Raw genomic sequence first — 24977 nt, forward strand, 5'->3', positions numbered from 1 at the left:
CCCCGGCAAATTTTAAGTTACTAGGGTGTAGTTGTCGGAATTCCAAATACGGCAATATCTTCCCAGTTTTGGTCTACATGGTCTTGCGTATTTGCTAATCGCTCAGTATTTAACAGTTGTGTTTGTTCATTTTGTGACTTCAACGTCGTTTGCCAAAGCACACGCGTTTTAATTTCGCTAGAAATTAGATAGGCACTCGACGCCATAAAGATAAATAGCGCAATCAGCACCTCAATCAATACTCCCCCTTTGACTTTTTCACGCGGATTCGAGCTAAGACTATTCTCGTCAAACCCGGCTTGAGGTTTTGCTACTAGCACACCTTTTATCTCACGCAGTTGTTGCTGTTTAATAGGCGTCATACCAAGTTCCTGGAACAGGGATAATTTTTGCTATTTCGGTATCAGCCTGCAGAGCTTTTAGCACCTGAACTGAAGGCGTCAACAAGCCATCAATCTGACTTTGCAGTTGAGTATTAGACACAAATGCGCCTTCAATCGAGCTCGAATGAGCTAGATCAAGCGTCTGAATCGATGCATTTGTCGAAAGCATGACAATTAACCCAAAGAAATGGGTATTTGCATTAATAGTAAGATTTCCGTCAACCACAATTATCAAGACGGGAGCTAAACTCGATGTATGTGTTAGGTCGCTTTGAGTTAAAACGCAGTCACCATTTATCCAATAAACGGTGGCATCTACCAAGCTGTGGCAGGAAGTAGCTGTCACGCTATTAGGAAAAAATACGGCGCTTAGATTGGCCACACTTCGGTTAAATAACCTATGAGTTACCTGGCTATCCCATGAAAATAGCTGAGCCGCAGTTGGCAGTCTTAGAAGGGCTGGGTAACGTAGAAAGTTAGCTTTAATTTTAATATTTTCTGCGTTATGAGAAATGCTTACTTCGTATTGGGTGAGCGGCTGCTGTTCAACTCCCTCTAGGCTTTCTGTATGGACTGTTGTAGAAAGAAAAGGCTTGTTTAATGTATTTAGTACCGTAGAAACGCTTTGCGTTCGAAGCGCCATCACCACATCTTTAAGGTGCTTCTTTACGATTGCGTTAGCACTTTTAGTGTCTTGTCGAATTTTCTGAATCGCATAATACTGCTGGACGTTTTGCGATGTAATTATAGTGGTAAACGTGACTACACTTAGAAGTATGCCGACAATAGCAAGAATCGCCATACCTTGTTCCTTACTGTTAAAAAAATAAGACTTCAGCTTAGCATTTTGCGCGTATGATATTTTATGACGCCACACCATAGTTTTTTTATTGCTCATTAACAGCCTCCACCACGAACGTTCTGCTTGTTATAACGCTTGGGTTTATTACACTCTGTAGGCTTAGAGTAATCTCATAAGCCGAGCCCCAACTGCTTGTGTGCAATCTGGCCATAGAAAACTGTTTAACTTCGATAGTATTTGGATCGGTCAAGTCAAACCATCCCCCTTGCGCACAGGTTTTTCCTCCCACTCTGTATTCAATTGACTTATCGTGTAGTCGGTATCCAAACATTTCGCCCTGTGCTAGTGAAATGGCGCCGTTACGGTTTTTATCGTACGAGAACGTGATACAGCTGTTTGGCGGTTCGCCGGCTCGATGAGCAAGAATCACGTTCGCTACCGTATGATTAGCGTTGGCAAGGGTTAAAAAAGGGGTAAGCGTACTGCTATTTTCAATAAACCCTGCTCTGCTTAAATGCCGCGAAATGATATCTTGTAGGGCCCGGGCGTCTTCTTCTACAGAGGTGGCATGCTGTAGCGCTGATAAGCTGACGTGAGATTGTATACTGTAGGTCGTTATCGCCGTTATAAGTAGGCCTGATAAAGCGCAGGCCACCATAAGCTCTGTAATGCTGTAGCCACTGTTTTTACTCGTATTTGAACTACTGAATATATTTGGAAAAGCTAGCATAGAGTAATGCCTGTAATAACCTGTTCGCTACACAGTCTCACGCGACCAAGTGGGCTGATTGTAACTTTGGCAGCAAAGTGGTTACTGGAGAGTTTAAATGTAGTGGCGCTACCAAAATCGAGTGTACCTTGTTGATTAAATGCCACCGTTTTATCTTTGGCGTTTAACGTCGTGAGCTTTAAATCCCACTTTGTTGGAAGCTCCCAAAACGCAGCGTCGTTTACCGCGCAGTGCTGGTGCATTGAACAGGTGCAGTTTTCACTGTCACTTATGATTACGCAGTTCGCATTTTCAAATTTTGCCATTAGGTAAAAGGGCTTTTTGCGAGTGAGCGCATGAATACGGGCTTGTTTAGCAGAGTTAGCTAATTGTGAAGAGAAAACTTTAAAATCATTTTTTTCTAGCCATAATTGAAGCGATGGAGCCGCGCTCACCAACAATATACTAGTAATACCTATCACAATAAGTAACTCGACAAGCGACATGCCTGTAAAGTGCCTGTAGTGTTTAACTATCTTTTGTTTATTACTCCTTTTAGAAAAAGCCATGCGCAAGTCCAGTAATCGTTTCCCAGATAAATTGATAGGCTTAATTTACTGAATAATTAACTAAGAGAAAGCTGTACCATGGAAGGGAATAACAACGTAATCGACGGCCATCGTGCAATAATCGGATTTACACTTGTTGAAGCGCTAGTGGTGTTGGCTATCATCGGAATATTAAGTGTAGCAGCCACAACAGCTATCACTTCGAGTTGGCATTTGAGCCAAGTGAACCACGCTAAAGCTTACTTGATATCAATTCAAACAATGCAGTCGAGAAGTTGGATTGAATCGGGCGCATACTTGCCATTATCGGCTCTGCCACAAGCTAATATTGAAAATGTCAATATTTCACAAACCATGAGTAATAATGGTGAATATGAAATGGCGGCGACGCTACTATTTAAAGAGCAACACGACAGCTGCAGAATCATAAAGATAAGTGACTCAGCGCTATCGCCAAGGGAATGCTGGTGAATTAAAGTACGTGGTCTCTTAGCTACAGGCTAAAGCATCACCCTCTAAGTCTTCTTTTGAACCATCGCCATCGCTGTCTACCGCAACTGAAATTCTGCCGTAAAGCGAAAGTAAAAGGGCAGAAGCATAGTCAGCATCATTATCTTTCGGGCATACGGTAATGGTCGCTGCCTTGTCTATACCTCCTTGTTCATCGAAGGTTATACTTCCCGTTATCCCGTATATAGTGTTCGCGGAATTGAGTGCATCACTTGCAACAATAAGCGTCTCGCTATTGTCGCGATTACCATTTCCATTCACGTCAGCAAACACCATCATGGCATTTTTCCAACTGTTAGTGCAGGCAGTGTAATTTGTTGTCGGGCACAAGATAACGTTGGCTTGTTCGTCTACCGCAGTGAACCTAGCACGCTGAAGCACAGCGCTCAGGTTATTTATATCTGCGGTGATTTTATTTTTAATAAGAACGCTTTGTATACTGGGTGCGACTGTAGTGAGAATAATTGCAAGCACGGCAACGGCGACCAGCATCTCTAACAGCGTGAGCCCTTTCTGGCTAAAAACATTCCTTGAATTTGTTGTTAGTCTTGTTCTTCTCATTTTTACAGTGCTAATTTCCGGAAATTTTAAGTTCAGCTATTAAGGCGTGTAGAGTGAACCTTGCTTCATAAACTCAAATTAGGCTTTCCTACGGTTTGTTGCTGGTTCCAAGGTGCTCTTATTCATCGAATGCGTTGGTGCAAAGTGAACAGCCCAGTAAATCTATCTTCGATGTAATGATACCACGCGATAATTGTACGTTACTCGCTAATATTTTAGGGTAAACTAAAATACGACAATAAAGGTATGTTTTACCGTGATATCGCATCGTTGACCATACGCCTTACGGTTAACTATTTCACACGCGTAATACTTACGCTTTAAAAATAATTACATCAAGATAATCTGTACTTACTTTTGCTAGCTAAGTGCAAGGTAATTCAAATAGTTACGAGGATACCACTAACATCTGAAGTGATATTGTCGTAGAATCAGGTTCCAGGACGCCTCAAAATACGTGGATATTACAATGCAAAAACAAGCAGTTATTGATGAAATGAAAGTGCTGCCTGAAATTGATGTGGAATACGAAGTTGCACGTCGAGTATCTTTTATCAAAAAGCAGTTGCTTACCTCAGGTTTGAATTCGCTGGTACTGGGTATTAGTGGGGGAATTGATTCATGTACATTGGGCCGTTTAGCTCAATTGGCAGTGAATGAATTAAATGATGAACGTCATGAAGATTATCAGTTCATTGCCGTTCGCCTGCCGTATGAGACCCAGGCTGATGAAGAGGATGCGCAGAAATCTATCGAATTTATTCAGCCCTCTCATTCATTGACTGTGAATGTTAAGCCTGGCGCTGATGCGATTCACGAATCGACTTCACATGCCCTGGCTAGTGCTAATCTCTTGCCTGAAAGCGATGCTAAAAAAGACTTCGTAAAGGGGAATGTTAAAGCGCGCACCCGTATGGTTATACAGTATGAAATTGCAGGAATGGTTGACGGTCTTGTTTTAGGTACCGACCATTCAGCTGAAAATATTACAGGGTTTTACACTAAATATGGTGATGGAGCCTGTGATCTTGCGCCGTTATTTGGTCTAAGTAAGCGCCAAGTACGTGCAGTGGCAGCCCATTTAGGTGCACCGCATAACGTGATCACCAAAGCGCCTACAGCCGATTTGGAAAGCTTATCTCCGCAAAAAGCCGATGAGCAAGCGCTCGGTATGTCTTACGACCAAATCGACGACTTCTTGGAAGGAAAGCCTGTTTCTGCAGAAGTGGAAGAGAAATTGCTCTATATTTATGAGCGTACACAGCATAAGCGTGTGCCAATTCCAACAATTTACGATGAGTTGTAGTCATGAAAAAAATTGAAGCTATCATTAAACCGTTCAAAATGGACGATGTTAGGGAAGCGCTAGCTGAAGTCGGTATCGCAGGGATGACAGTATCAGAAGTGAAGGGGTTCGGTCGCCAAAAAGGTCACACTGAACTTTATCGCGGTGCTGAGTACCAAGTTGACTTCCTACCTAAGATAAAAATTGAACTCGTGTTAGACGATGATCGTGTAGAGCAGGCCGTTGAGGCAATTCAATCTTCTGCGAAAACGGGTAAAATTGGTGACGGTAAGATATTTGTTTACAGTGTGGAAAGCGCCGTGCGCATTCGTACCGGTGAACAAAACGAAGACGCGATTTAAACTAGCGCGGTTTATCACAAAAAAGGGAGCCAGCGGCTCCCTTTTTAAATGTTTAACACGGCTTAGTGTTTGTCTTCAGAGCATTCACCTGTTTTGGGATCACAGCAGCTGCTTTCTGCTTGGTGCACATGACCATGCTCAAGCTCTTCTTTTGTCGCCTCGCGCACATCAACAACTTCAACATCGAAAGTTAACGGAATACCAGCTAGCGGGTGATTTCCATCAACAACAACTTCTTCGTCAGTTGTTTCGATAATAATTACTGATTGCTCGCCCTGGGGCGTCGTTGCGCGAAAAGACATACCCACTTCAACATCCATTCCTTCAAACATGGAGCGAGGAACGGTTTGAACGAGTTCGTCAGCACGTTCACCATAAGCTTTCTCTGGAGTCACAGAAACGTTAAAGCTATCGCTTTTCGATTTACCAATAAGTGCATCTTCTAGTCCTTCAATTAAGAAGCGACGACCTAGTAGCACCACTAGTGGCGATTTCCCTTCTGAAGAGTCTAGCGTTGTGCCGTCTTCGGTAGATACGGTGTAGTGTAGCGTTACAACGCTGTCAGAAGTAATTGTCATAACAAATCCTATCTTGGCCCTTTAAGAAAGGGCAATAAATGTAATGCAGTAAAAACTGCTTATCGACGTTTTTTCACAATATTGCTAGCTTGCTGCTCAATACTGTACGGCAAAGTATTAGGGTAACAGGTAATGGCATTATTATCAGCCAATCTATGTAAATCTTCGCTGGTGGTGTCGTTGTTGAGCACAGCAATAAACCAGGTTTCATTATCGAGCGACGCGACATTGAGTATTTTGCCCGCTATACGCCAATTTTCGCCCAACTGCTTTTCTAATGTATCGCCAGTTTTAATATCTACGTTACCTTCAAGCTTAAAGCTGTAGGCTGCCCGTTTGTTTTTACCTAAGAAGCGGGTCCGGGCCACCACCTCTTGCCCCATATAGCAGCCTTTATCAAAGTCTATACCGTTAAGCGCCTGCACATTTATCATTTGTGGCACGTATTCCGCCACTGCGTCGCCTTGCACTAAAGCGTGTACGCTTTGAATTTGTATAGCGTCAAACACGGTTTGGGTATAGCAAGAAAGGGTTTGCGCCTCTATTAACGAATTTATTTGCTTTGCGCCATTATCATCTAAAAGAACAATAATTCCTTTGCAGCTTGTATTGGCAAAATAGGCAACGCCGTGTTCGCTCTCGATCTTATTAAGTGAACCATTGTCAGCAATATCGCTCTCAAGAAGGCGATTCACCTCGTTTTCGGAGAAAAGCTGGCTTAACGCTGCCTTTACTTCGTTAGTTTTCACCGCATCAAGCGAAATAAAGTAAGCGCTGTATGTTTGTGTGTCGTCGAGAATATCAACCTTTGAGAACACACCATACTTATTAAGCTGGGCTAATGAATGGCTACCCGCATCTTCATTGGTAACCAACAATAATTTGTTTTGGTGGCGAGTTACGTACCCGGTAGACCACGTTTTGCCTTTGTTATCACAATGGGCGAAGTGTCTGGCAATATTTTCGTCTAGCTTATTAATATTGACCGTAATTTGCCCCTGCAGGTAACTGTCGGCCTGTTCTCCTTCCAAAGAAATTATCATGGTATTTGAAAGTTTAACCACAAATTCATTTGGAAGACTTTGTAATGATGCGATAGATGTCATATTCACCACTGTAAAATTCGCTGTATGTACTCAAGGTATGGTAAAACCATCAATATTCAAGGGCAATACACGGGAATGTGTACAGATTAAGTTCTATTTAGTTTGCCTATCTGACCAAAAGAGCAGTGATCCCCACGCATAGGGCATGGTATTATTGTTAGCGAATAAAAAACGGTATGAAAGACATATGTTTGAACCAAAAAGATTAGCCCGATTAAAGTGGGCGTGCCGCAGAGGCATGCTAGAGTTAGATGTACTTTTACTTCCTTTTGTGGAAGAAGCCTTCGATTCTTTAAGTTATGAAGATCAAGAAACATTTGAACGTTTACTTACCAGCGACGACCCAGATTTGTTTGCATGGATCATGGGACACCAGAAGTGCGAAGATCCTGAACTAGCCGCCATGGTGGCGACTATCGTCAATCGTGTCAAAGTATAGAATTTGCATTACGCACAATAGGTTTAGAAGGTTATTTGGGGAAGTGTGCGTTGCTGTTTGTCTTTTCGCAGCACTGTGCAGCCTTCCTCAATACTTGTGGTCTTGGCTGAGCTTCTCAAAATTGATAGCGCTTGTTGCTGTCGCAACTACGTTGGTTATTTTTTGGCGTCTTTATGACGTGTTTAGTAACAAAATTTCTGCTACCCAATACACTCTCTCTTTGACCAACGATGGTATTATCCGGGTTGTTGACGACAATACACTTCCAGTGGATTTGCAAAGTACGCCAAAGGGGAGCGTGTTAGTTGATGCTAAGGCCGACGGCACATCAATGAACATTCATCATTCTTCCCAGCTCTTTACTTGGGGGCTGTGTATCAATGTGCCGCGCCAAAAACTCAGATGGTTTGAAAAAGATCATAGCCATCTCGCATGGATCTTAAAAGGTGAGTGCTGCGAAGCAGATTATCGCCGGTTGGCTAGAGCCATTATCTTGGCCCGTAAAGCAACGCCTTAAAGGAATTAAAAAGATGTTTCGTGAGTATACCAAAGCGTTATTTAAACGCGTTGACGCCAGGCAGCTTATGCAGTTTAAACCGCCTACGTTGCCTCAGCGCATCTATACCAAAACCCTCAGTGTCGACAATGTGCACTACGCTGCTTTTTGCCAGGAAGTTGACTGGCCGGCAAATGAGCATGTTCATCCACTTTATTTACAGATGCTCTCTTTACCCTTGCAAATGCAATGCTTGCTGGACAAGCAAAGCCCATTTCCATTGCTTGGGCTAATACATGCAGCTAATAAAGTATCCGTATTAGACCATTGCGATTTAAGCGAACCCTTTGAATGTCGCGTGCGCTTTCATGAAGTGAGACCTCATAATCGAGGTTGGGAAGTAGATGTGATGTTAGAAGCACTGCAGGCGGGGAACTTGGTTTACAGGGCGATAAGTAGCTATTTAGTGAAGGTAAAAGCCGTTCATGTAGCCCCACTGGGTGCTAAACACGACTTCCATGATGACTGTGAACTGGACAATAGAGCGCTTATTGGTGAGATTAGTGTTTCGGCTAATACAGGCCGCCGCTATGCAAAGCTTTCGGGTGACTATAATCCTATTCACTTGTCAGCAATATCTGCCAAGATGTTTGGGTTTAAACGGCCTATTGCACACGGTATGTGGACGTTATCACGCGCAGTGTCGGCGTTTGTGAGCCATCAAGACCACGGTCAATCCACAAACTTGAAAGAGATAAACTGTCGCTTTAGAAAGCCCATCTTTTTACCTAATGATATTCATATTCAACAACACTGCAAGACAGATAACAGTGTGTTGATGGATGTTACCGATAGTAATGATAGCCTTGTGCACTTATCTGCGAGCTTAACGTTTAATTAGGCTTAGGCAAGGAAGAGATGAGCAGTCGATTGGTTAAGATTGATGTTTAGTGAATTGTGAAAAGAGAGCATGCGGTTTCTGCTCTCTTTTTATTTTATACTTCTTATCGAGCGCTAAATAGAATTTTTGAGCTTCATCCATTTCGGCCCAACGACCATGATTCTGCTTATTCCATTGAACGCAGTGCGCTAAACAATACTGCGTGAATGCACTAAGCCTTCATTGAAAGAGGCGCATTCAATTTAAGCGCCTTCTTCAATCAGATACAGACCTTTACCTTTATGCTAGTCGGCATCAGCAAAGCTGTCTTGAGTAATGAGCGACCCTACGTCAGCACCAGACAATTGTTTTCTGGGAATAAGTATTGTTGGAACAGGATTGTCCAATTGTTCAGGATGATCCAAGTTGAAATGTAGTCCTCGGCTTTCTTTTCGTTCCATCGCGCATCGCACAATGAGTTCTGCAACCGTAACGAGGTTTCGAAGCTCTAGCAGGTTGTTACTCACTCTGAAGTGTGAGTAATATTCAGTAATCTCTTGCTCTAATAGTTTAATGCGGCGCATGGCCCGTTCAAGGCGCTTGTCTGTTCGCACAATGCCCACGTAATCCCACATGAACAGCCTAAGTTCGTGCCAGTTATGCTGAATGATTACTTCTTCGTCAGAATTTGATACCTGACTTTCGTCCCAGGGCGCAATTGACTCTTCACAATCTGCACTGGGCAGATTTTTAATAATGTCTTCTGCAGCCGCACTCGCGAACACCACGCACTCTAGTAGTGAGTTAGACGCCATACGGTTAGCACCGTGTAACCCTGTGTAGGCCACTTCACCGATTGCGTATACATTGTTCAAATCAGTTTTGGCGTTGAAGTCGGTCATCACCCCGCCGCAACTGTAGTGCGCTGCCGGCACCACAGGAATAGGTTCACGGGTGATATCGATACCAAGCGAGCGGCACTTTCGATAAATATTAGGGAAGTGCTTAACGATAAAGTCAGCGGGTTTATGGCTGATATCCAGATACATACAGTCAGCGCCTAATCGCTTCATTTCATAGTCGATAGCGCGAGCGACTACGTCGCGCGGAGCAAGGTCACCACGCTCATCGAATTTGTGCATAAAGCGGGTGCCGTCGGCGTGGCAAAGATTTGCACCTTCGCCGCGTAGCGCTTCGGTAATTAAGAAATTACGTGCCTGCGGGTGGAATAAGCAGGTGGGATGAAATTGATTGAATTCCATATTGGCTACGCGACAGCCTGCGCGCCACGCCATAGCAATGCCATCACCGCTCGACACATCAGGGTTAGAAGTATACTGGTACACCTTGCTACCGCCGCCGGTTGCTAAGGCAACGAAAGGTGCGCGAATTACTTCAACGTGTTCTTGTTGCCTATTCCAAACATAGGCGCCCACAACGCTGTTTTTCTCTTCTTTAGAAGGAATGAGGTCAATGGCGTTATAACGCTCAAATACGTGAATGTTTGGGTGAGTCGATACTGCGTCGTTCAACGTAATCTGAAGCGCTTCACCTGTGGCGTCTGCGGCGTGTAGAATGCGACGGTGGCTATGGCCGCCTTCGCGGGTAAGATGAAAGCGCTCCTCACCGGATTCGCTTTTCTCTGTATCAAACGGCACACCATAGCCGATAAGCCATTCAAGGGATGCTTTTGCTCGTTCTGCGGTAAACCTTACTGCTGGCTCCTCACATAGCCCTGCGCCTGCTGCTAACGTGTCGGTTACGTGAGCATCTATGGAGTCTTGTTCATCGAATACAGCAGCAATACCACCTTGTGCATAGCGGGTAGAGCCTTCATTGCGATCACTTTTACTTAGTACAATAACTTGACAATGGTCGGCCAGTTTCAGTGCTAAGCTTAATCCAGCCGCGCCACTCCCGATAATCAACACATCACAACGGTGTTCTATTGCATTTGAAGTGGAAGTTAGTGAAGACGATACAGATTTCATGTATTTTTATATCAATTCAAACGAGCAAAGGTTCGGCAAGTCTAAAGGATGAATAGCAAAACACAATCATTCTTGCCCCCTGATATAAGCATTTTTTAAAATATTTAATGCTTTTACCGAACTTTTGTAAACAGAACGCGTCTATACACATGCTTGTTAGAGCTATTGTGTAGTTGAAGTAGGGAGTAATGGCTCGAATGAGCGAGCAGATAACCGACCAACAACTGGTCGAAAAAGTACAGCGTGGCGATAAAAATGCGTTCAATTTGTTGGTAACCCGTTACCAACATAAAGTGATGCATCTCGTTTCTCGCTATGTGAAAAATACCGGTGACGTTGCTGATGTAACGCAAGAAGCGTTTATTAAAGCATACCGCGCCTTACCTAATTTTCGTGGTGACAGTGCATTTTATACTTGGCTTTATCGCATAGCGGTAAACAGTGCCAAGAATTATCTTGTTTCTCAAGGCCGCAAGCCACCAGCAAGCGATGTCGATGCTGACGAAGCAGATTTCTATGAAGGTAGTGATGCGTTAAAAGAGCAATCTACACCTGAGCGAAGCTTGTTATCTGAGGAAATCGAAGAAACTCTGTTTAAGGTAGTAGAGAAGCTGCCGGACGATTTACGCATGGCGATTACGCTGCGTGAAATTGAAGGGTTGAGCTATGAAGAAATCGCGAACGTAATGTCGTGTCCTGTAGGTACGGTAAGATCCCGTATTTTTAGGGCCCGAGAGGCGATTGATAAAGTTATTCAACCGTTGTTAGAAAATTAAAAAGAAATAAAATCAAAAAAAGATGAACTTTCTTTTTTCCACGATGACTAACAGCTGTGTTAGGGTAGTTAACGATCACTTTGATCTGGAAATGAATATATGACGCAACAGCAAGAAAAATTGTCCGCATTCATGGATGGTGAGATAGAAGGCAATGACATCATCGATGCGATTAAGCACGATGAAGCGCTTCAAGCCAAATGGCAACGTTACCACGTGTATCGCGGTGCAATGCGAAAAGAGGCAAGCGTTGCTCCTCAGTTGGACATTACAGCAAGCGTAGCAGCTGCGCTTGAAAATGAGCCAGCCATAGTCGCACCTAAACGTTCGCGCTGGCAGTCGATACCACTAATTGGCAGTGTCGTTCCTTTTGCCAAGCAGTCAGGTCAATTTGCAGTGGCCGCATCGGTGGCAGTGGCAGTTATCTTTGGTGTTCAGTACACTAATCAAGAAGCGCCTACCGAGCCATTTATGACAGCGCCAACGATTGCACCTCAAGGGGGATTGTCTCCAGTAAGCTTGGAACAAACCCGAACTTTGCCGCGCAATGACATGAACGAAATGCTTGAGAAAAAGCGCAAAATTAATGCGCTAATTGCTGACCATGAGCAGCAAATAAAGCTTAAGCAAGCGCAGGAAGAGGAAAGTGAAAACGAGACAAGTGGACCAGAGCGTCCGTAGGTTTTCGCTAGGCTAATCAACATTAGTTGGAGTGCGCTTTCGTAAGTAAATTGCGACTGACATGCATTTCATATTTTAATCATACCAGCATATACTGCTGGTATGTTTGTTTTAAGGCGGGAAAAAATGCGCTGTAGTTCTATCCTTGCACTTTTTTTCATTTCGGGCGCGGCTATCCAGCCTTTGGCAGCCCAAACTACTTCGCCTAGCGAAGAGGCAAAAGCTCCTAGTGGAGCAGTCCAGAATGTAAACGATGGCGACGTTAAATCAGACGCCAACTCAGGATCACTCCCGAAGGCTGACCAAGGGGAGTCTGCTGAACTGGAAGACCCGATTCAAGCACAAATTGAGCAAAATGCGGCTTCGTCTAGCACGCGACAACCTCAATCGGCCAACCAGTGGTTAGCAGAACTTCAGAACATCATTACCAATGCCAATTTCCAAGTGTCTTTTGTGCAAACTATCACCGGCAAGGAAACTGTCCCCTATTTGTGGCGTCACGGAATAATGGAAGATGGCTCTGAGCTGGAGCAGCTAAACCTTCAAAATGGGCCAGGACGCGAGCTCATTCGCGTAAATGACGTCGTGAGTGTATTTGAGCCAGATGTTCAACCCTATAGTTTGCGCTCGAAGCACATTAACGGGCCTATTCCTAGCGCACTACTTTATCACCCTGAACAGCTAGCTGAAGCTTATGAGTTTGTAGCGGTGGGCCGAGCCCGGGTGGCAGGGCGTTCAGCGCAGCAGATACGAATAGTCAGCCGAGATAATACGCGATTTGGCTACCAGCTTTGGCTGGATGAGTCATCAGGCATGTTGCTCAAACTGAACATGCTTGATTTGCAAGGGGCGCTATTAGAACAAATTCAGGTCACGGCATTTGCGATATCTGCAGAGCCTGCAGAATATTTCTCACGCATAAATTCGGCGTCGTTACCCGCGCCCATGGCGCTAAGCAACACGCCAAATCGTGCACACAAATGGGACGTCACCTATTTGCCGGCTGGCATGCGAGAAATAAAGCAAGACACAAGACGATTGGCCTTAACAGGGCAAATTGTAGAATATAAACTCTTTTCAGACGGATTGGTGGATGTATCTGTGTATGTTCAGCCAGCAGAAGATGCGTTAGGTGAGACGCTGGCGCTGCGTAATGAAGTGAGTACGTTTTTAACGTTAACAGACGGCAAGGCTCAAGTGACAGTGGTGGGAGAAATACCTTTGCAAACCGCGAACGCTATCGCTACGTCTTTACGCCCCGTAAACAGTGTAAATGAATAACAGCGCGATTGAGTAACAATGATAAAAGAAACCGCCACAGTAGTTGCCGTTAATGGCGATACAGTAACCGTAGAAGCAGCGATTAAATCGACTTGTAACGCGTGCCAAGCACAAAGTGACTGTGGTACTGGTGTTATTTCTCGCGCACTTGCACCGAAAACGCAGCAGTTGACGCTGAGTACTCCAATGCCTGTGAGGATTGGCCAGGAAGTGACTGTAGGTATACCCGAAGCAGGGATTTTAAGCGCTTCGGTTTGGTTGTATTTGCTACCGCTTATAGCGTTTATTGGGGCATATTCGTTGTCTATATCGTTGCTAAGCAGTACCGCCTTTACCCACGAGTTATGGGCCATGTTGCCAAGTGGGTTGATTACCTTTTTTACCTATAAGTTAATTGCTTACAAATTGCATCGTGTAGAGCGTACAAAATATCAACCTGTCCTATTAAGCCAACAAGAGCACAGTGCAGTAGAGCGTTGAATTATTAGAAAGGCGTATCACTGGCTAAAGTGTTTCATGTAAAAGCATTGCATATGCAATTGATGCGCTAACTCATCAATGTAGCCAAGTTTTGAGATAGGCGGCAAAAGTCACGTCAGGTTGCCACTTCCTGTCGTTATGTTTCTTGAAAGTAATAAAATTTCCGCCACGCCAATTCGCTTTTCGCGCAAGAAATGGGTAAAATCCGCACGCGCTGCGTATAACCCTTAAAGCAAGGCAAGCAGCATTTTTTGTTTAATGAATTTTTCTGCAGGTAATTTCCAGCATTATGCAACAATCGCACATTCGTAATTTCAGTATTATCGCCCACATTGACCACGGTAAGTCTACGCTGTCAGACCGTCTAATCCAGCATTGTGGAGGGCTAACAGACCGCGAAATGGCTGAACAGGTTCTCGACTCAATGGACCTGGAAAAAGAGCGCGGTATTACTATTAAAGCGCAAAGCGTAACGCTGAACTACGAAGCGCGCGACGGTGAAACTTATCAGCTTAACTTCATCGACACTCCAGGACACGTTGACTTTACCTATGAAGTTTCTCGTTCTCTTGCTGCCTGTGAAGGTGCGCTTTTGGTTGTTGATGCAGGACAGGGCGTAGAAGCACAAACATTGGCAAACTGCTATACCGCTATCGAGATGGATATGGAAGTGGTGCCAGTGCTAAATAAAATAGACCTGCCGCAGGCTGAGCCAGACCGCGTTGCAGAAGAAATTGAAGATATTGTTGGTATCGATGCACTGGATGCTGTGCGCTGCTCAGCAAAAACCGGAATCGGTATTGAAGATGTACTTGAAGTCATTGTAAATAAAATCCCGCCGCCAGAAGGTGACCGCGAAGCGCCACTTAAGGCGCTGATCATCGATTCTTGGTTCGACAACTACCAAGGCGTTGTTTCACTGGTTCGTATTGTCGAAGGCCAGTTGACCAAGAAAGACAAAATTCAAATTATGTCAAATGGTCAAACGCATCAGGTAGACAAAATTGGTGTATTTACGCCTAAGCCACTCGATACAGGCACATTAAGAGCCGGTGAAGTAGGCTTTATCATCGCAGGAATTAAAGATATCCAGGGCGCGCCTGTGGGCGACACCATTACCTTGGCTCGCGAGCCAGCTGATGCAATGCTGCCGGGCTTCAAAAAGGTTAAACCTCAGGTTTATGCCGGTATTTTCCCAATAAGCTCTGATGACTACGAAGACTTCCGTGATGCCTTAGCGAAACTAAGTCTGAACGACGCTTCACTGTTCTATGAGCCAGAAAGCTCTGCAGCGCTAGGTTTTGGATTCCGTATTGGTTTCCTTGGCATGCTGCACATGGAAATCATTCAAGAGCGTTTAGAGCGTGAATATGACTTGGGTCTTATCACTACTGCGCCAACGGTAATTTACGAAGTAGAAACGACTAAGGGCGAAACTCTTACCGTAGATAGCCCAGCTAAATTACCTCCGGTAAATGATATCGCTGAAATTCGTGAACCTATGGTTGAAGCCAACATTCTTGTACCACAAGAATACTTGGGTAACGTAATTACACTTTGTGTTGAAAAGCGCGGTATGCAAACCAACATGACATACCACGGTAAGCAAGTGGCGGTAACTTATGAGCTGCCAATGGCAGAAGTGGTACTCGATTTCTTCGACCGTTTGAAATCGACCAGTCGTGGTTTCGCATCGCTTGATTACAATTTTAAGCGTTTCCAAAGCTCAGATATGGTGCGTGTTGATATTCTTATTAACGGTGAACGTGTAGACGCGTTAGCGGTCATTACGCACAGAGAAAATTCTCAAGGGCGTGGTCGTGAGCTGGTCGAAAAGCTTCGCGAGCTTATTCCACGTCAAATGTTCGATATCGCTATTCAGGCGGCTATCGGCAATCATATTGTTGCAAGAAGTACAGTTAAACAGCTACGTAAAAACGTAATCGCGAAGTGTTACGGCGGTGACGTAAGTCGTAAGAAGAAGCTACTTCAAAAGCAAAAAGAAGGTAAAAAGCGAATGAAGCAAGTGGGTAATGTTGAATTGCCACAAGATGCGTTCCTTGCAGTATTGAAGGTGGGCAAATAATGGCGAATTACTTCTCCTTGATTTTGGTGGCACTCACCTTAATAACAGGATTAATCTGGCTAGTGGATAGCCTTGTGTTTGCGCCAAAGCGAAAAGCACGTTTACAGGCTGCGGCAACCGCAGAAGGTGCGAGCTATGGAGAAGATCCTCAACTGCCGTACCTTGTTGATACTTCGCAACAGATTTTTCCTGTTATTGCTTTCGTATTGGTATTGCGTTCGTTTTTATATGAACCATTTCAAATTCCTTCAGGCTCAATGATGCCCACCCTGTTAGTGGGTGACTTCATTTTGGTTGAAAAGTTTTCCTATGGCGTTAAAGACCCTGTTTTCAGAAGTAAGCTTATTGAAACCGGCGTTCCAGAACGTGGCGATGTGGTGGTTTTCAAGTACCCTGAAGAGCCCTCAATAGACTACATTAAGCGGGTAATTGGTTTACCGGGCGATACTGTGGTTTATCAGAATAAACAGGTTTATATCAAACCTAAGTGTGACACTGGCAACAACTGTCCTAAATTGAAAGCTGTACCGCTTACGTTCCAAGAGCGTGGCGAGTTCGTACAGGACATGGCGCAACTTATGCGTTACACAGAAGACTTAGGCACGGTAAAGCATGACATTTTGCGCCACCCAGTGCGCGAGATTTCGCCAGTTAATTTTTATACCCAGCCTGGAACGCGCAGCAATGAGTGGATTGTGCCAGAAGGTCAGTATTTCGTGTTAGGCGATAACCGTGACAACAGCCGCGACAGCCGTTTCTGGGGTTTTGTGCCCGATGCAAACTTGGTTGGAAAAGCGGTGGCGATTTGGATTTCATTTGAATTTGAGCGCAGCCCGTCAGACTTTCTTCCAACGTGGGTACCAACAGGTGTTCGTTTTGAGCGAGCAGGTGGCATTCATTAATGCAGGGAATTGATAAATATCGTCGTCTGTACAAGGCGATAGGCTACACATTTACCAATGAAGCTTTATTGGAACAAGCGCTTACTCACCGTAGCGCGGCCAAGCAGCACAACGAACGTTTAGAGTTTTTAGGCGATGCTATTTTAGGCATGATTGTAGGGGAAACACTGTTTAAACGTTTTCCAACGGTGCCTGAAGGCAAGCTTACCCGCATGCGCTCTACCTTGGTAAAAGGAGACACGCTGGCAGAACTTGCAAAGGAAGCCAGTGTGGGCGAGTTGCTTAACTTAGGGCCCGGTGAGTTAAAGAGTGGTGGCCATCGCAGAAGTTCGATTCTGGCTGATGCGGTTGAAGCTATTTTAGGGGCTATTTATCTTGATTCCGGTATGGACGAGGTACGCGGTGTTATAGACCGTTTATGGGAAACCCGCATAAACAAACTAGACCCTAATGCCCACCCTAAAGACAGTAAAACACGTCTTCAGGAGTTTTTACAAGGTCGTAAACAAGCGCTGCCAACCTATGAGGTGTTGTCTATTTCAGGGAAAGATCATGCTCAAACTTTTGAAGTTAGCTGCAAAGTAGAAAGCTTACCAGAAGCCGTAGTGGCGTCTGGCAATAGCCGCCGAAAAGCAGAACAAGAAGCTGCTCGTTTAACATTGGAGAAGCTTGATGACAACGCATGATGATTCGAATTTGCCAGAAATGCCTGATACACAAACTCGCTGTGGACTAGTTGCCATAGTAGGCCGCCCTAATGTGGGTAAATCGACCTTGCTTAACCGCTTGCTAGGGCAAAAGGTAAGTATTACTTCGCGCAAACCGCAAACTACTCGCCACCGCATTCTTGGTATAGACACCGACGGTGATTATCAAGCGATTTACGTCGATACCCCAGGGCTTCACCAAGACGAAAAGCGCGCGATTAATCGCTATATGAACCGCGCGGCATCAAGCTCTTTGGCCGAAGTTGGCCTTGTGCTTTTTGTTGTAGAAGGCGATCGATTCAACGCCGAAGATGAAATGGTATTAAGTAAGGTCAAACAAGCAAACCTTCCTTGCTATCTCATCGTAAACAAGATGGATAAGGTTGAAGATAAAGAAAACTTTATGGTTCACCTTAAAAAGCTTGGTGAAAAGCACCCGTTTGAGCACATGATCCCTATCAGTGCTAAACAGGGCCGAATGGTTGACGAAATTAGAGAGTTGGTGGCCAAGTCGCTACCTAAAAGTGAGTTTTTCTTCCCAGAAGATTACATCACTGACCGCTCAAGTCGTTTTATGGCCGCTGAAATCATTCGCGAAAAGCTTATGCGCTTTACCGGCGATGAATTGCCTTACTCTACTACTGTGGAAATTGAGCAATTCAAAATGGCTGACAACGGTGTTTATCGTATCAGCGGACTGATTTTGGTAGAGCGTGAAACCCAAAAACGCATGATCATCGGCAAAGGCGGAAAGCATTTGAAAACCATTGGTGAGCAAGCGCGTAAAGATATGGAAAACTTGTTCGATAACAAAGTATTTCTAGAGCTTTGGGTGAAAGTGAAACAAGGCTGGGCTGATGATGAACGTGCTCTGCGCTCTCTAGGTTACGGAGACGACAGTAACTTCTAGTTCACGCCTATATTATCTATATAACGCTAGTTAGCTGTAACTGGCGTTATATTAGTTAAGATGGTGGGTTAGCATCCTCGCCAAGTGGCGGAGCCGAGTTGCTTGTGGGCAACTACCTCAGTTAGATGCGCTTATGTGAGCATTTAGTCGGCTTCAACATCACTAGCAGGCACAACAACTTCTTTTCGGGAGCGGTACATGGCAATTTCAGATATGCGCAGGCAGTACTCAAAGGGCAGTTTGAGTGAGTCAGATATAACTTCAAATCCGTTTACTTTATTCGATAAATGGTTAAAAGATGCCATTGACGCCGGAATTCCTGATCCTACTGCTATGACGGTTGCTACCGTCGATGCCAGCGGCCAACCCTCGCAGCGTATCGTTTTGTTAAAAGATGTCAGTGAAAAAGGCTTCGTGTTTTTTACTAACTTAGGCAGCCGCAAGGCGCAAGAGTTAGCAGTAAACCCTAAAGTGTCGTGTCACTTCCCGTGGTTTTTTATGGAGCGCCAAGTTCGTGTATGTGGCAGTGTTGAAAAACTTTCTGTTTCTGAGAATGCCGCCTATTTCTTTTCGAGACCAAAAGACAGTCAGCTAGCAGCGTATGCGTCAAAGCAAAGCAAACCTATCGGCAGTAGGGAGCTTCTACTGACCCAGTTTAAGCAGTTGAAAGATAAGTTTGCTAACAAAGAGCTTCCCGTGCCGGACTTTTGGGGCGGTTTCAGGATCGTGCCTCATCAAATTGAGTTTTGGCAAGGTGGAGAAGATAGGCTACATGACCGCTTTGAATACAATAAAACTGAAGATGGCGTGTGGGCAACACAGCGCCTAATGCCGTAGGGTATTGTTATACCTGTCGTTCCCGCTAAAGTACTTCGCTAGAATGTGAGCCCGCCCAACTATTGAGCTTGTGGATAGCGTGCGGCGAGATAAGTAACAAGGAGGCATCTAAATCGTGATTGATAGCCATTGCCATCTGGACCTACTTGCACAAAAGAAAGATCTTAGATTTGCATTAGAAAGTGCCAAAGCCGCAGGGATTACCCGCATCATGGCACCTAGCATTAACCCCGAATCTTGGCAGGCGCTGCAGGGGTTAAGTGAACAGTACAGCGGCCTTTTTCCTATAGATACTGCGCTTGGGCTTCATCCCTATTTTCTGACAGCAGGTAGCTTCGACAAGCCGCATTCCTCGCCAGAAGAGAATGCGCAATCAGTCGAAGAACGTCTTCGCCAGCTAGAAGACGCTACGACTAACTTGCACCCTTCGGTAAAAGCGGTGGGAGAAACAGGTATTGATGGGCATATAACCGTGCCATTAGCGCTTCAACAACACGTGCTGTATACCCATTTAAAACTTGCCGACAAAGTATCGCTACCTGTAATTTTGCATCACAGAAAAAGCCATCACTTGCTCGTTGAAGCATTGAAGCAAACCAAATACCAAGGTATAGGCGTTGTGCATGCTTTTTCTGGAAGTGTTGAAGCAGCGAAGGGGTATATTGAACGAGGGTTTTACCTGGGTATTGGTGGCACCATCACCTATGAACGGGCGCAAAAAACTCGCAACACCCTTGAGTTTTTGCTGGAACACCACTTTGATAAATTGCTTTTAGAAACGGACGCCCCAGACATGCCCATGTGTGGGAGGCAAGGGGAGCCCAATGAACCTGGCTATCTCACTGACGTGGTCAATGCCATGAGTGAACGTTTCACTGTTTCTACCCAAGAAATCGTCTCAACAACATCTGCAAACTACCTTCGATTGTTTAACATAACAAGTTGATAGCTTTTTTCGCAGTAGCGAAAAGTGGGCTTGGCTGATAGCAGCTAAGTTTTATTCTTTTTACGTTTAGATTCTATGACTTGAATGAACCAAGGGCGAGATTTATAAAATGCGCGGGTTAGATATATGCCTAGCATTAGCGCTAGGAAAACCAGAATACACGCAATAAACGCCAGCTGATAGCGCAAAGTAAGCGGGCTTTTTAAAACAGCTTGCGTATTCATGTGAATGTTTACATAACCTAACAAGTTGTCACTGTTGTCAGTGATAACCCCTACATAGGTTAGCGGCGTCACACTTTGCGATTGGCTCATCGCTACCACGCTTTCAATTTGAGGCAAAGGGGCAATATACCTACCGTCTTTATCAAACACGGATAAAGCAAGAATATGAGGCTCATCTAGTAAGATTGCAGCCACACTTTCAATGTATTCTCTTTGGGCAACGTTACTCGATAACGCTGAGCCCGCCTCTGTTTCAAGGCTTTGACTGGCAAGCTCGTCTGCTACAAAGGCAGGCTGAAGTAGTTTTGCATATTGCCTAGCAATACTTTCTCCAGAAAAACGGGTTTGAACCGTTAACCAGTCGTTTTGGTACTGCTGTAACAAAAGTATTAATACAATCACCAGCGCAAATACCGTGCTCACCATCAGAGTATGGAATAGCCTTTTTAATGCCGTATACAAAGAATGGGAGTTGTTTTTGTCTTGTGATTGGGCTCTGCTAAGCACGTCTACCAATGCGTCATTCCATAAATGCTATGAGTTGCCTAACAGTAGGTGAAATCTAAATAATTTTAAAGAGGATATTTTATTAGTTAGCCTAATTGGTTAGCATTAGAGCATCATTTGCCAACCACCGCAGTTTCTGTGTGCGTTATGAAAGACACCTTTATCATAGATATTAATAACGACGATATTCATCTAGCTTCCTCTCTGTCAAACTTTGTCAGTAATGAGCACAATCATCTCCCGTATTCGCATACGCTGACTGTGATTGGTCAAGCGGTTACGCCTTATCTATTAAATGGCGTATTGGAGAAACTAAAAGTAGTATTCACACCGCTGAGCGCCGCGTTTCATCATTTACACCAGCAAATGGGTGATGACGTTGTTGAAGTAAGAGGTAATTTAAGTGATCACGAGCTTGAAAATATTAAGCCACTGCTTGGAGATGTAAGTAAAGCATTTAACCTTGATGTAGGTCTTCAAGCTTCACGACCATCGCTGTCTGAGCCTGGACTACTGGTCATGGATATGGACAGCACTGTTATCGCCATTGAATGTATTGATGAGATAGCAAAGCTTGCTGGCGTAGGTGAGCAGGTGGCGGAAGTTACCGCTAAAGCCATGCGTGGTGAAATTGCTTTTAACGATAGTTTGACGCACCGGGTAGCGTGTCTAGAAGGCGTGCCTATTAAGCACCTAAATCAAATACGTGACAGCATTCCAATAATGCCTGGTATTCAAGCACTGCTTAGTCAGTTGAAAAAGCATGATTGGAAGTTGGCTATCGCATCGGGAGGCTTTACCTTTTTTGCTGATCACCTAAAAGAGAGGCTAGGCCTTGACTATGCGATTTCCAATACACTAGCGGTACATGATGAATGTTTAACGGGTAAGGTGGTTGGTGAAATTATCAATGCAGACGTAAAAGCCCGTACGGTAAGAGAACTTGCAGAAAAGTGGCAAATCCCCTCTAATCAAACCGTTGCTATGGGTGATGGTGCCAATGATTTAGTTATGATGGCAGAGTCTGCACTTGGCGTAGCGTGCCATGGCAAACCCTTAGTTAATGAAAAAGCAGATGTGGCGATACGCGTTGGTAGTTTGAACAGCCTTCTATATTTTTTAGATAAATAACAGACAAAGATAAGTGATAGAAAGACGCTGGTTTCTCATATCAGTCAAACTAGCGTTTCTCAATTTTTGCTCTGCGATGCTGCCAAAAATTCACTTTTCAGAGGTTGGCGTCTAGTGTCGTTTCAGTTAATCCCAACTCATCGTGCCCACTTTAAACGCTACGCTTTTAGTGAGTAATACACTTAAGCTCGGCGTTCATGGACGCTGGCGTGAGGTCACCGATATTAGCTATGGGATGTTCGCTGCAACACCGGCTGAATGGCACTTTTAAGCGTTTTATTCGCCGTGATGTCTTCCATCGAAAAACCGTACCTTATCAGAACCTCATCGGTCACATCGATAAGGTGAGAACATGCGGCAATACTCCACATTTTTTTCTCTAACTCGCGGGCTCTGTGCATAGCGTACATAGTAACGTAGTTAATCTCAGTTTGTAGCATGGACAAGTCAGGCTTACCCGTGGTAGTTAGCATAACGTGTATAGCAACAAACTGACCGCGTACCATGGCTTCTCGAATAAACGCACGGCGCTGTTCGTTACTTTCAAATTTATGGGAGTAGCGAGGAATAATTGCCATTCGCGGTTCTTTTTGAGAGGCATCAAATGATATGAAGAGCTCTTGTCGCAATGGCATATTTTCAAGCTTGACCGCTTTAATTCCACTTTGAACAAACGGGGAGTCTTGCTTCCTGTCTCGGAACAAAAACTCCAAGTTCACTTTGCCACGCTCTGCATATTGCGTGGTAAGAGTGGTAATTCGTTCGTCTTGTTTTCCGACGATACAAGCCTGAGGCGTGTATCGCACACCTTCTTTGCTCATCAGAAAAGACAGTGAAGTCGCGTTTCTAGCGTTTATGCAGCGAAGCGCTTGCCCCATACCCGGGACTTCTTCTTCATCATTGTCGACTTTCAAGTTGCCTTTATTCTTCTTGATCAACTCTTCAAAGAAGTTGCGTGCGCTTTTACCTTCATCGCCGGTCGCTGTCTTCAAGTGAAGAATATTTTTCTCCACATTATGGTAGATAATATCGTATTGAAGATGCATAACGTCAAACGCGTTTGCTATCTCTTGAAGGCGAGGAAACGCAACTTCGACTCTACCCTCTAAACTTCCACTGTAGTCTTTTGCAAGCTCAATTCGAAGACCTAAGCCATGAACTGAAATATCTTCGCTTATGCCTCGATGGACCGTCGTCTCTCCATTAAACCTTACTTCAATCTGCGTTCTTAACTGATAGCGACTTTCTATGCGCTGCTCTTCGTACTTAAAGCGAACCAGATGAATATTGGAGGCTGCACGATTTCTGGGATGACCAAAAATCCTTAAATGGGAAAGATTGTCTCGATTAAACTTAAGCTCGTTATAGGTTTCTTGCCCTGTTACCGAGGTCACGTCAGTTACATGAGCAAGATAGCGAAGGTTTTTTAATTTAGACATTAACCGCGCTGAAGGCGGTGTGTTGAGTTTTTTAACTTTATTGCCAACAGAGTCTGGAATAGAGAGCGGGATGTGCGCTTGTTCGGGCTCCATATCTGTTAGCGTTATTTTAAACACTCGCCAGCTGGCCTTTCTCGAACCAAAACCTAGGAACACACGCGACAATATTTCTTTTTGCTGAAGCTCCTCATATGCGGCGGAATAAAAGTAAACCTTATCGCTATGCAGGTGAGTAAAACTGAAGACAAAAATCTCTCTTACTTCATCCGACTTATTGAGCAAACGCGCCAGCCTTTCTTGTGTTAGCAAGAAATTCAGACGACAGTTGTCTTCTTCATCTTGCCAATATTGAACGGTTTCTCGGTTAACTTCATTTACCATTGCATAGCGTGGAACCAAGGTTTCATTTACCACATCAATAAATATAGGAAGTGTAGGGCTGCGAGGAGAAAAGTACTGTTCACATGTCTTGCTGGTTATCGCTTCAATGGTATTCGTCATGTTCACTTTATAACGACGTTTATTGCCGTGTATGAAGGTTTCTAAGAACTTGTCGAATGCCGGGCTTGGGTGAGTCTTGTCGCGCTGTAAGGCTAAGTAGTTAACGTCATTCTTTGTAATGATTTTCACTAGTTTGTAAGCAATGCCATTTTTTTTATCCATGGCAAATTCGCTTTCAAGCCCTCTGAAGTAAATAAAAAGGGTTTCGCCTTTTTCAAAAAAAGAGTCTTTTGATAATTTTATCTGCAGGCCTTCAAGAGAAATATCCACGCTCAAGCCACGCATTGATTGATTTGCACTGTTGAATATCTCTACGGCAACCGCAAAGTTCATGCGCTCCGTATTACGCTGCCTATAGTCGAGAAGGTTTACAGTGGGAACTTTAAATTGTTCTAAAACCGCAGAACGTTTTTTAACTTCGGGGTTTTCTTTATCTGCGCGCTCTTGAGCAAGCTCTTTTTCGCGCATTAGGCGGAAGTTATTTTCAGTGTTTTGAACGGCCTCGTACACACCGTACGTGTATCGACCAAACACGCGCAGTTGTTCTTCAAACTTATCAACAGCCACGTCATCCATGTAGTGGCTTCTACCTTCGTGCACATATTTTTTGCACTTTCCGTCAACATGGCCGCGCAAATCTATGGTACGCATGCAAGGTTTGGCTAAACGCTTTACTTCCATTTTAATTAGAAAGCGTTTTTCTTTTGGAACGTCAGAAGCAGTTTGAAGCAATACCTGGTTAAATTCAGGCTCATTAACCATAGGCTTTAGCTGTTCAATAATGTCAGCATATTGCTTTAAATCTTGACTCATGAATGCGCAACTTTGTTGTTTAGTATCATTATTTTAGTTGTTATCGGCAAATCAGCAAAACTCATTAACGTGTAAGTTTGTTTTA

General features: G+C 44.3%; 27 protein-coding genes. 17 read left to right on the plus strand and 10 right to left on the minus strand.

The genetic code is table 11. The features are described 5' to 3' along the window. Positions 1 to 20 precede the first annotated feature (20 nt). From E5672_RS20000 to E5672_RS11360, 4 genes are read right to left on the minus strand one after another with little or no spacing between them, the layout of a single operon-like run. Complete coding sequence (locus E5672_RS20000; protein ID WP_240692220.1) at positions 21 to 362, minus strand: type II secretion system protein; 342 nt, start codon at positions 360 to 362, stop codon at positions 21 to 23. Further along, positions 349 to 1281 carry a hypothetical protein gene (locus tag E5672_RS11350; RefSeq protein ID WP_240692221.1) on the minus strand — a complete coding sequence of 311 codons (933 nt, stop codon included), beginning with the start codon at positions 1279 to 1281 and terminating at the stop codon, positions 349 to 351. The genes E5672_RS20000 and E5672_RS11350 overlap by 14 nt, the downstream gene beginning before the upstream one ends. After that, the gene (locus E5672_RS11355; protein WP_136782305.1) at positions 1271 to 1915 is read right to left on the minus strand and encodes a potassium:proton antiporter; all 645 of its coding nucleotides are present in this window, start codon (positions 1913 to 1915) and stop codon (positions 1271 to 1273) included. Before E5672_RS11355 ends, E5672_RS11350 begins: the two co-directional genes overlap by 11 nt. Beyond that, positions 1909 to 2463, minus strand: coding sequence for a pilus assembly FimT family protein (locus E5672_RS11360; protein WP_136782306.1), 555 nt, complete (start codon positions 2461 to 2463; stop codon positions 1909 to 1911). The genes E5672_RS11355 and E5672_RS11360 overlap by 7 nt, the downstream gene beginning before the upstream one ends. A 78-nt stretch (positions 2464 to 2541) precedes the next feature. Here E5672_RS11360 and E5672_RS11365 point away from each other — a divergent pair, with 78 nt between their 5' ends. Then, a complete protein-coding gene (locus E5672_RS11365; RefSeq protein ID WP_136782307.1) occupies positions 2542 to 2934 on the plus strand; it encodes a type IV pilin protein in 393 nt (130 codons plus the stop codon). 18 nt (positions 2935 to 2952) lie between these two features. Here the strand turns inward: E5672_RS11365 and E5672_RS11370 are convergent, their stop codons facing one another. Beyond that, complete coding sequence (locus E5672_RS11370; protein ID WP_136782308.1) at positions 2953 to 3534, minus strand: GspH/FimT family pseudopilin; 582 nt, start codon at positions 3532 to 3534, stop codon at positions 2953 to 2955. 469 nt (positions 3535 to 4003) lie between these two features. Here E5672_RS11370 and nadE point away from each other — a divergent pair, with 469 nt between their 5' ends. Both nadE and E5672_RS11380 read left to right on the plus strand, forming a co-directional pair. Further along, on the plus strand, positions 4004 to 4840 hold the full coding sequence (nadE, locus tag E5672_RS11375; protein WP_136782309.1) for an ammonia-dependent NAD(+) synthetase: 837 nt from the start codon (positions 4004 to 4006) through the stop codon (positions 4838 to 4840). Positions 4841 to 4842: 2 nt separating this feature from the next. Then, positions 4843 to 5181: a P-II family nitrogen regulator gene (locus tag E5672_RS11380; RefSeq protein WP_012517511.1), complete on the plus strand. Its 339-nt coding sequence runs from the start codon at positions 4843 to 4845 to the stop codon at positions 5179 to 5181. A 62-nt stretch (positions 5182 to 5243) separates the two neighbouring features. On the opposite strand, the gene E5672_RS11385 is transcribed toward E5672_RS11380, so the two are convergent. Both E5672_RS11385 and ygfZ read right to left on the minus strand, forming a co-directional pair. Continuing rightward, positions 5244 to 5759: an FKBP-type peptidyl-prolyl cis-trans isomerase gene (locus E5672_RS11385; protein ID WP_136782310.1), complete on the minus strand. Its 516-nt coding sequence runs from the start codon at positions 5757 to 5759 to the stop codon at positions 5244 to 5246. A gap of 59 nt (positions 5760 to 5818) precedes the next feature. After that, positions 5819 to 6865: a CAF17-like 4Fe-4S cluster assembly/insertion protein YgfZ gene (gene ygfZ / locus E5672_RS11390; protein WP_136782311.1), complete on the minus strand. Its 1047-nt coding sequence runs from the start codon at positions 6863 to 6865 to the stop codon at positions 5819 to 5821. Between the two features lie 187 nt (positions 6866 to 7052). Between ygfZ and E5672_RS11395 the strand changes: the two genes are divergently transcribed. Genes E5672_RS11395 through E5672_RS11405 form a run of 3 tightly spaced genes read left to right on the plus strand, consistent with a single transcriptional unit; the run spans position 7053 to position 8701 of the window. Further along, positions 7053 to 7304, plus strand: a complete 252-nt coding sequence (locus E5672_RS11395; protein WP_014950112.1) for an FAD assembly factor SdhE — start codon at positions 7053 to 7055, stop codon at positions 7302 to 7304. 43 nt (positions 7305 to 7347) lie between these two features. After that, a complete protein-coding gene (locus E5672_RS11400) occupies positions 7348 to 7821 on the plus strand; it encodes a hypothetical protein (RefSeq protein ID WP_240692222.1) in 474 nt (157 codons plus the stop codon). A gap of 13 nt (positions 7822 to 7834) precedes the next feature. Further along, positions 7835 to 8701, plus strand: a complete 867-nt coding sequence (locus tag E5672_RS11405) for a MaoC/PaaZ C-terminal domain-containing protein (RefSeq protein ID WP_136782312.1) — start codon at positions 7835 to 7837, stop codon at positions 8699 to 8701. A gap of 284 nt (positions 8702 to 8985) precedes the next feature. On the opposite strand, the gene nadB is transcribed toward E5672_RS11405, so the two are convergent. After that, complete coding sequence (nadB, locus tag E5672_RS11410; protein ID WP_136782313.1) at positions 8986 to 10671, minus strand: L-aspartate oxidase; 1686 nt, start codon at positions 10669 to 10671, stop codon at positions 8986 to 8988. Between the two features lie 197 nt (positions 10672 to 10868). Between nadB and rpoE the strand changes: the two genes are divergently transcribed. The 10 genes from rpoE (at position 10869) to E5672_RS11460 (ending at position 20277) form a co-directional block, all read left to right on the plus strand. Then, the gene (gene rpoE / locus E5672_RS11415) at positions 10869 to 11447 is read left to right on the plus strand and encodes an RNA polymerase sigma factor RpoE (RefSeq protein WP_012518957.1); all 579 of its coding nucleotides are present in this window, start codon (positions 10869 to 10871) and stop codon (positions 11445 to 11447) included. A gap of 99 nt (positions 11448 to 11546) precedes the next feature. Continuing rightward, complete coding sequence (locus tag E5672_RS11420) at positions 11547 to 12128, plus strand: sigma-E factor negative regulatory protein (protein ID WP_136782314.1); 582 nt, start codon at positions 11547 to 11549, stop codon at positions 12126 to 12128. Between the two features lie 126 nt (positions 12129 to 12254). Then, positions 12255 to 13409 (plus strand): MucB/RseB C-terminal domain-containing protein, encoded by a 1155-nt coding sequence (locus E5672_RS11425; RefSeq protein WP_136782315.1) that lies wholly within the window; start codon positions 12255 to 12257, stop codon positions 13407 to 13409. Between the two features lie 18 nt (positions 13410 to 13427). After that, a complete protein-coding gene (locus tag E5672_RS11430) occupies positions 13428 to 13889 on the plus strand; it encodes a SoxR reducing system RseC family protein (RefSeq protein WP_136782316.1) in 462 nt (153 codons plus the stop codon). A gap of 289 nt (positions 13890 to 14178) precedes the next feature. Further along, a complete protein-coding gene (lepA, locus tag E5672_RS11435) occupies positions 14179 to 15975 on the plus strand; it encodes a translation elongation factor 4 (protein ID WP_136782317.1) in 1797 nt (598 codons plus the stop codon). Next, positions 15975 to 16877, plus strand: a complete 903-nt coding sequence (gene lepB, locus E5672_RS11440) for a signal peptidase I (RefSeq protein ID WP_136782318.1) — start codon at positions 15975 to 15977, stop codon at positions 16875 to 16877. Before lepA ends, lepB begins: the two co-directional genes overlap by 1 nt. Further along, on the plus strand, positions 16877 to 17563 hold the full coding sequence (gene rnc / locus E5672_RS11445; RefSeq protein ID WP_101565228.1) for a ribonuclease III: 687 nt from the start codon (positions 16877 to 16879) through the stop codon (positions 17561 to 17563). Before lepB ends, rnc begins: the two co-directional genes overlap by 1 nt. 19 nt (positions 17564 to 17582) lie before the next feature. Continuing rightward, a complete protein-coding gene (gene era, locus E5672_RS11450; protein ID WP_136782354.1) occupies positions 17583 to 18494 on the plus strand; it encodes a GTPase Era in 912 nt (303 codons plus the stop codon). A 198-nt stretch (positions 18495 to 18692) separates the two neighbouring features. Next, positions 18693 to 19331: a pyridoxamine 5'-phosphate oxidase gene (pdxH, locus tag E5672_RS11455; RefSeq protein WP_136782319.1), complete on the plus strand. Its 639-nt coding sequence runs from the start codon at positions 18693 to 18695 to the stop codon at positions 19329 to 19331. Positions 19332 to 19446: 115 nt separating this feature from the next. After that, positions 19447 to 20277, plus strand: coding sequence for a TatD family hydrolase (locus E5672_RS11460; protein WP_136782320.1), 831 nt, complete (start codon positions 19447 to 19449; stop codon positions 20275 to 20277). Between the two features lie 44 nt (positions 20278 to 20321). Here the strand turns inward: E5672_RS11460 and E5672_RS11465 are convergent, their stop codons facing one another. Beyond that, entirely contained in the window at positions 20322 to 21017 is a 696-nt protein-coding gene (locus tag E5672_RS11465) for a hypothetical protein (protein ID WP_136782321.1), read from the minus strand. A 138-nt stretch (positions 21018 to 21155) separates the two neighbouring features. On the opposite strand from E5672_RS11465, the gene serB reads away from it, so the two are divergent. Next, positions 21156 to 22139 carry a phosphoserine phosphatase SerB gene (serB, locus tag E5672_RS11470; protein WP_136782322.1) on the plus strand — a complete coding sequence of 328 codons (984 nt, stop codon included), beginning with the start codon at positions 21156 to 21158 and terminating at the stop codon, positions 22137 to 22139. 224 nt (positions 22140 to 22363) lie between these two features. Here serB and E5672_RS11475 read toward each other — a convergent pair whose 3' ends face one another. Next, positions 22364 to 24892 (minus strand): PilZ domain-containing protein, encoded by a 2529-nt coding sequence (locus tag E5672_RS11475; RefSeq protein WP_136782323.1) that lies wholly within the window; start codon positions 24890 to 24892, stop codon positions 22364 to 22366. Positions 24893 to 24977: the final 85 nt, after the last annotated feature.

The organism is Alteromonas portus, assembly GCF_005117025.1.
Classification (GTDB): Bacteria; Pseudomonadota; Gammaproteobacteria; order Enterobacterales; family Alteromonadaceae; genus Alteromonas; species Alteromonas portus.

What these genes read in the sequence shown, in the direction of transcription:
- E5672_RS20000 (WP_240692220.1), bottom strand. Translation starts at nt 362, where the DNA reads ATGACGCCTATTAAACAGCAACAACTGCGTGAGATAAAAGGTGTGCTA.
- E5672_RS11350 (WP_240692221.1), bottom strand. Translation starts at nt 1,281, where the DNA reads ATGAGCAATAAAAAAACTATGGTGTGGCGTCATAAAATATCATACGCG.
- E5672_RS11355 (WP_136782305.1), bottom strand. Translation starts at nt 1,915, where the DNA reads ATGCTAGCTTTTCCAAATATATTCAGTAGTTCAAATACGAGTAAAAAC.
- E5672_RS11360 (WP_136782306.1), bottom strand. Translation starts at nt 2,463, where the DNA reads ATGGCTTTTTCTAAAAGGAGTAATAAACAAAAGATAGTTAAACACTAC.
- E5672_RS11365 (WP_136782307.1), top strand. Translation starts at nt 2,542, where the DNA reads ATGGAAGGGAATAACAACGTAATCGACGGCCATCGTGCAATAATCGGA.
- E5672_RS11370 (WP_136782308.1), bottom strand. Translation starts at nt 3,534, where the DNA reads ATGAGAAGAACAAGACTAACAACAAATTCAAGGAATGTTTTTAGCCAG.
- nadE (WP_136782309.1), top strand. Translation starts at nt 4,004, where the DNA reads ATGCAAAAACAAGCAGTTATTGATGAAATGAAAGTGCTGCCTGAAATT.
- E5672_RS11380 (WP_012517511.1), top strand. Translation starts at nt 4,843, where the DNA reads ATGAAAAAAATTGAAGCTATCATTAAACCGTTCAAAATGGACGATGTT.
- E5672_RS11385 (WP_136782310.1), bottom strand. Translation starts at nt 5,759, where the DNA reads ATGACAATTACTTCTGACAGCGTTGTAACGCTACACTACACCGTATCT.
- ygfZ (WP_136782311.1), bottom strand. Translation starts at nt 6,865, where the DNA reads ATGACATCTATCGCATCATTACAAAGTCTTCCAAATGAATTTGTGGTT.
- E5672_RS11395 (WP_014950112.1), top strand. Translation starts at nt 7,053, where the DNA reads ATGTTTGAACCAAAAAGATTAGCCCGATTAAAGTGGGCGTGCCGCAGA.
- E5672_RS11405 (WP_136782312.1), top strand. Translation starts at nt 7,835, where the DNA reads ATGTTTCGTGAGTATACCAAAGCGTTATTTAAACGCGTTGACGCCAGG.
- nadB (WP_136782313.1), bottom strand. Translation starts at nt 10,671, where the DNA reads ATGAAATCTGTATCGTCTTCACTAACTTCCACTTCAAATGCAATAGAA.
- rpoE (WP_012518957.1), top strand. Translation starts at nt 10,869, where the DNA reads ATGAGCGAGCAGATAACCGACCAACAACTGGTCGAAAAAGTACAGCGT.
- E5672_RS11420 (WP_136782314.1), top strand. Translation starts at nt 11,547, where the DNA reads ATGACGCAACAGCAAGAAAAATTGTCCGCATTCATGGATGGTGAGATA.
- E5672_RS11425 (WP_136782315.1), top strand. Translation starts at nt 12,255, where the DNA reads ATGCGCTGTAGTTCTATCCTTGCACTTTTTTTCATTTCGGGCGCGGCT.
- E5672_RS11430 (WP_136782316.1), top strand. Translation starts at nt 13,428, where the DNA reads ATGATAAAAGAAACCGCCACAGTAGTTGCCGTTAATGGCGATACAGTA.
- lepA (WP_136782317.1), top strand. Translation starts at nt 14,179, where the DNA reads ATGCAACAATCGCACATTCGTAATTTCAGTATTATCGCCCACATTGAC.
- lepB (WP_136782318.1), top strand. Translation starts at nt 15,975, where the DNA reads ATGGCGAATTACTTCTCCTTGATTTTGGTGGCACTCACCTTAATAACA.
- rnc (WP_101565228.1), top strand. Translation starts at nt 16,877, where the DNA reads ATGCAGGGAATTGATAAATATCGTCGTCTGTACAAGGCGATAGGCTAC.
- era (WP_136782354.1), top strand. Translation starts at nt 17,583, where the DNA reads ATGCCTGATACACAAACTCGCTGTGGACTAGTTGCCATAGTAGGCCGC.
- pdxH (WP_136782319.1), top strand. Translation starts at nt 18,693, where the DNA reads ATGGCAATTTCAGATATGCGCAGGCAGTACTCAAAGGGCAGTTTGAGT.
- serB (WP_136782322.1), top strand. Translation starts at nt 21,156, where the DNA reads ATGAAAGACACCTTTATCATAGATATTAATAACGACGATATTCATCTA.
- E5672_RS11475 (WP_136782323.1), bottom strand. Translation starts at nt 24,892, where the DNA reads ATGAGTCAAGATTTAAAGCAATATGCTGACATTATTGAACAGCTAAAG.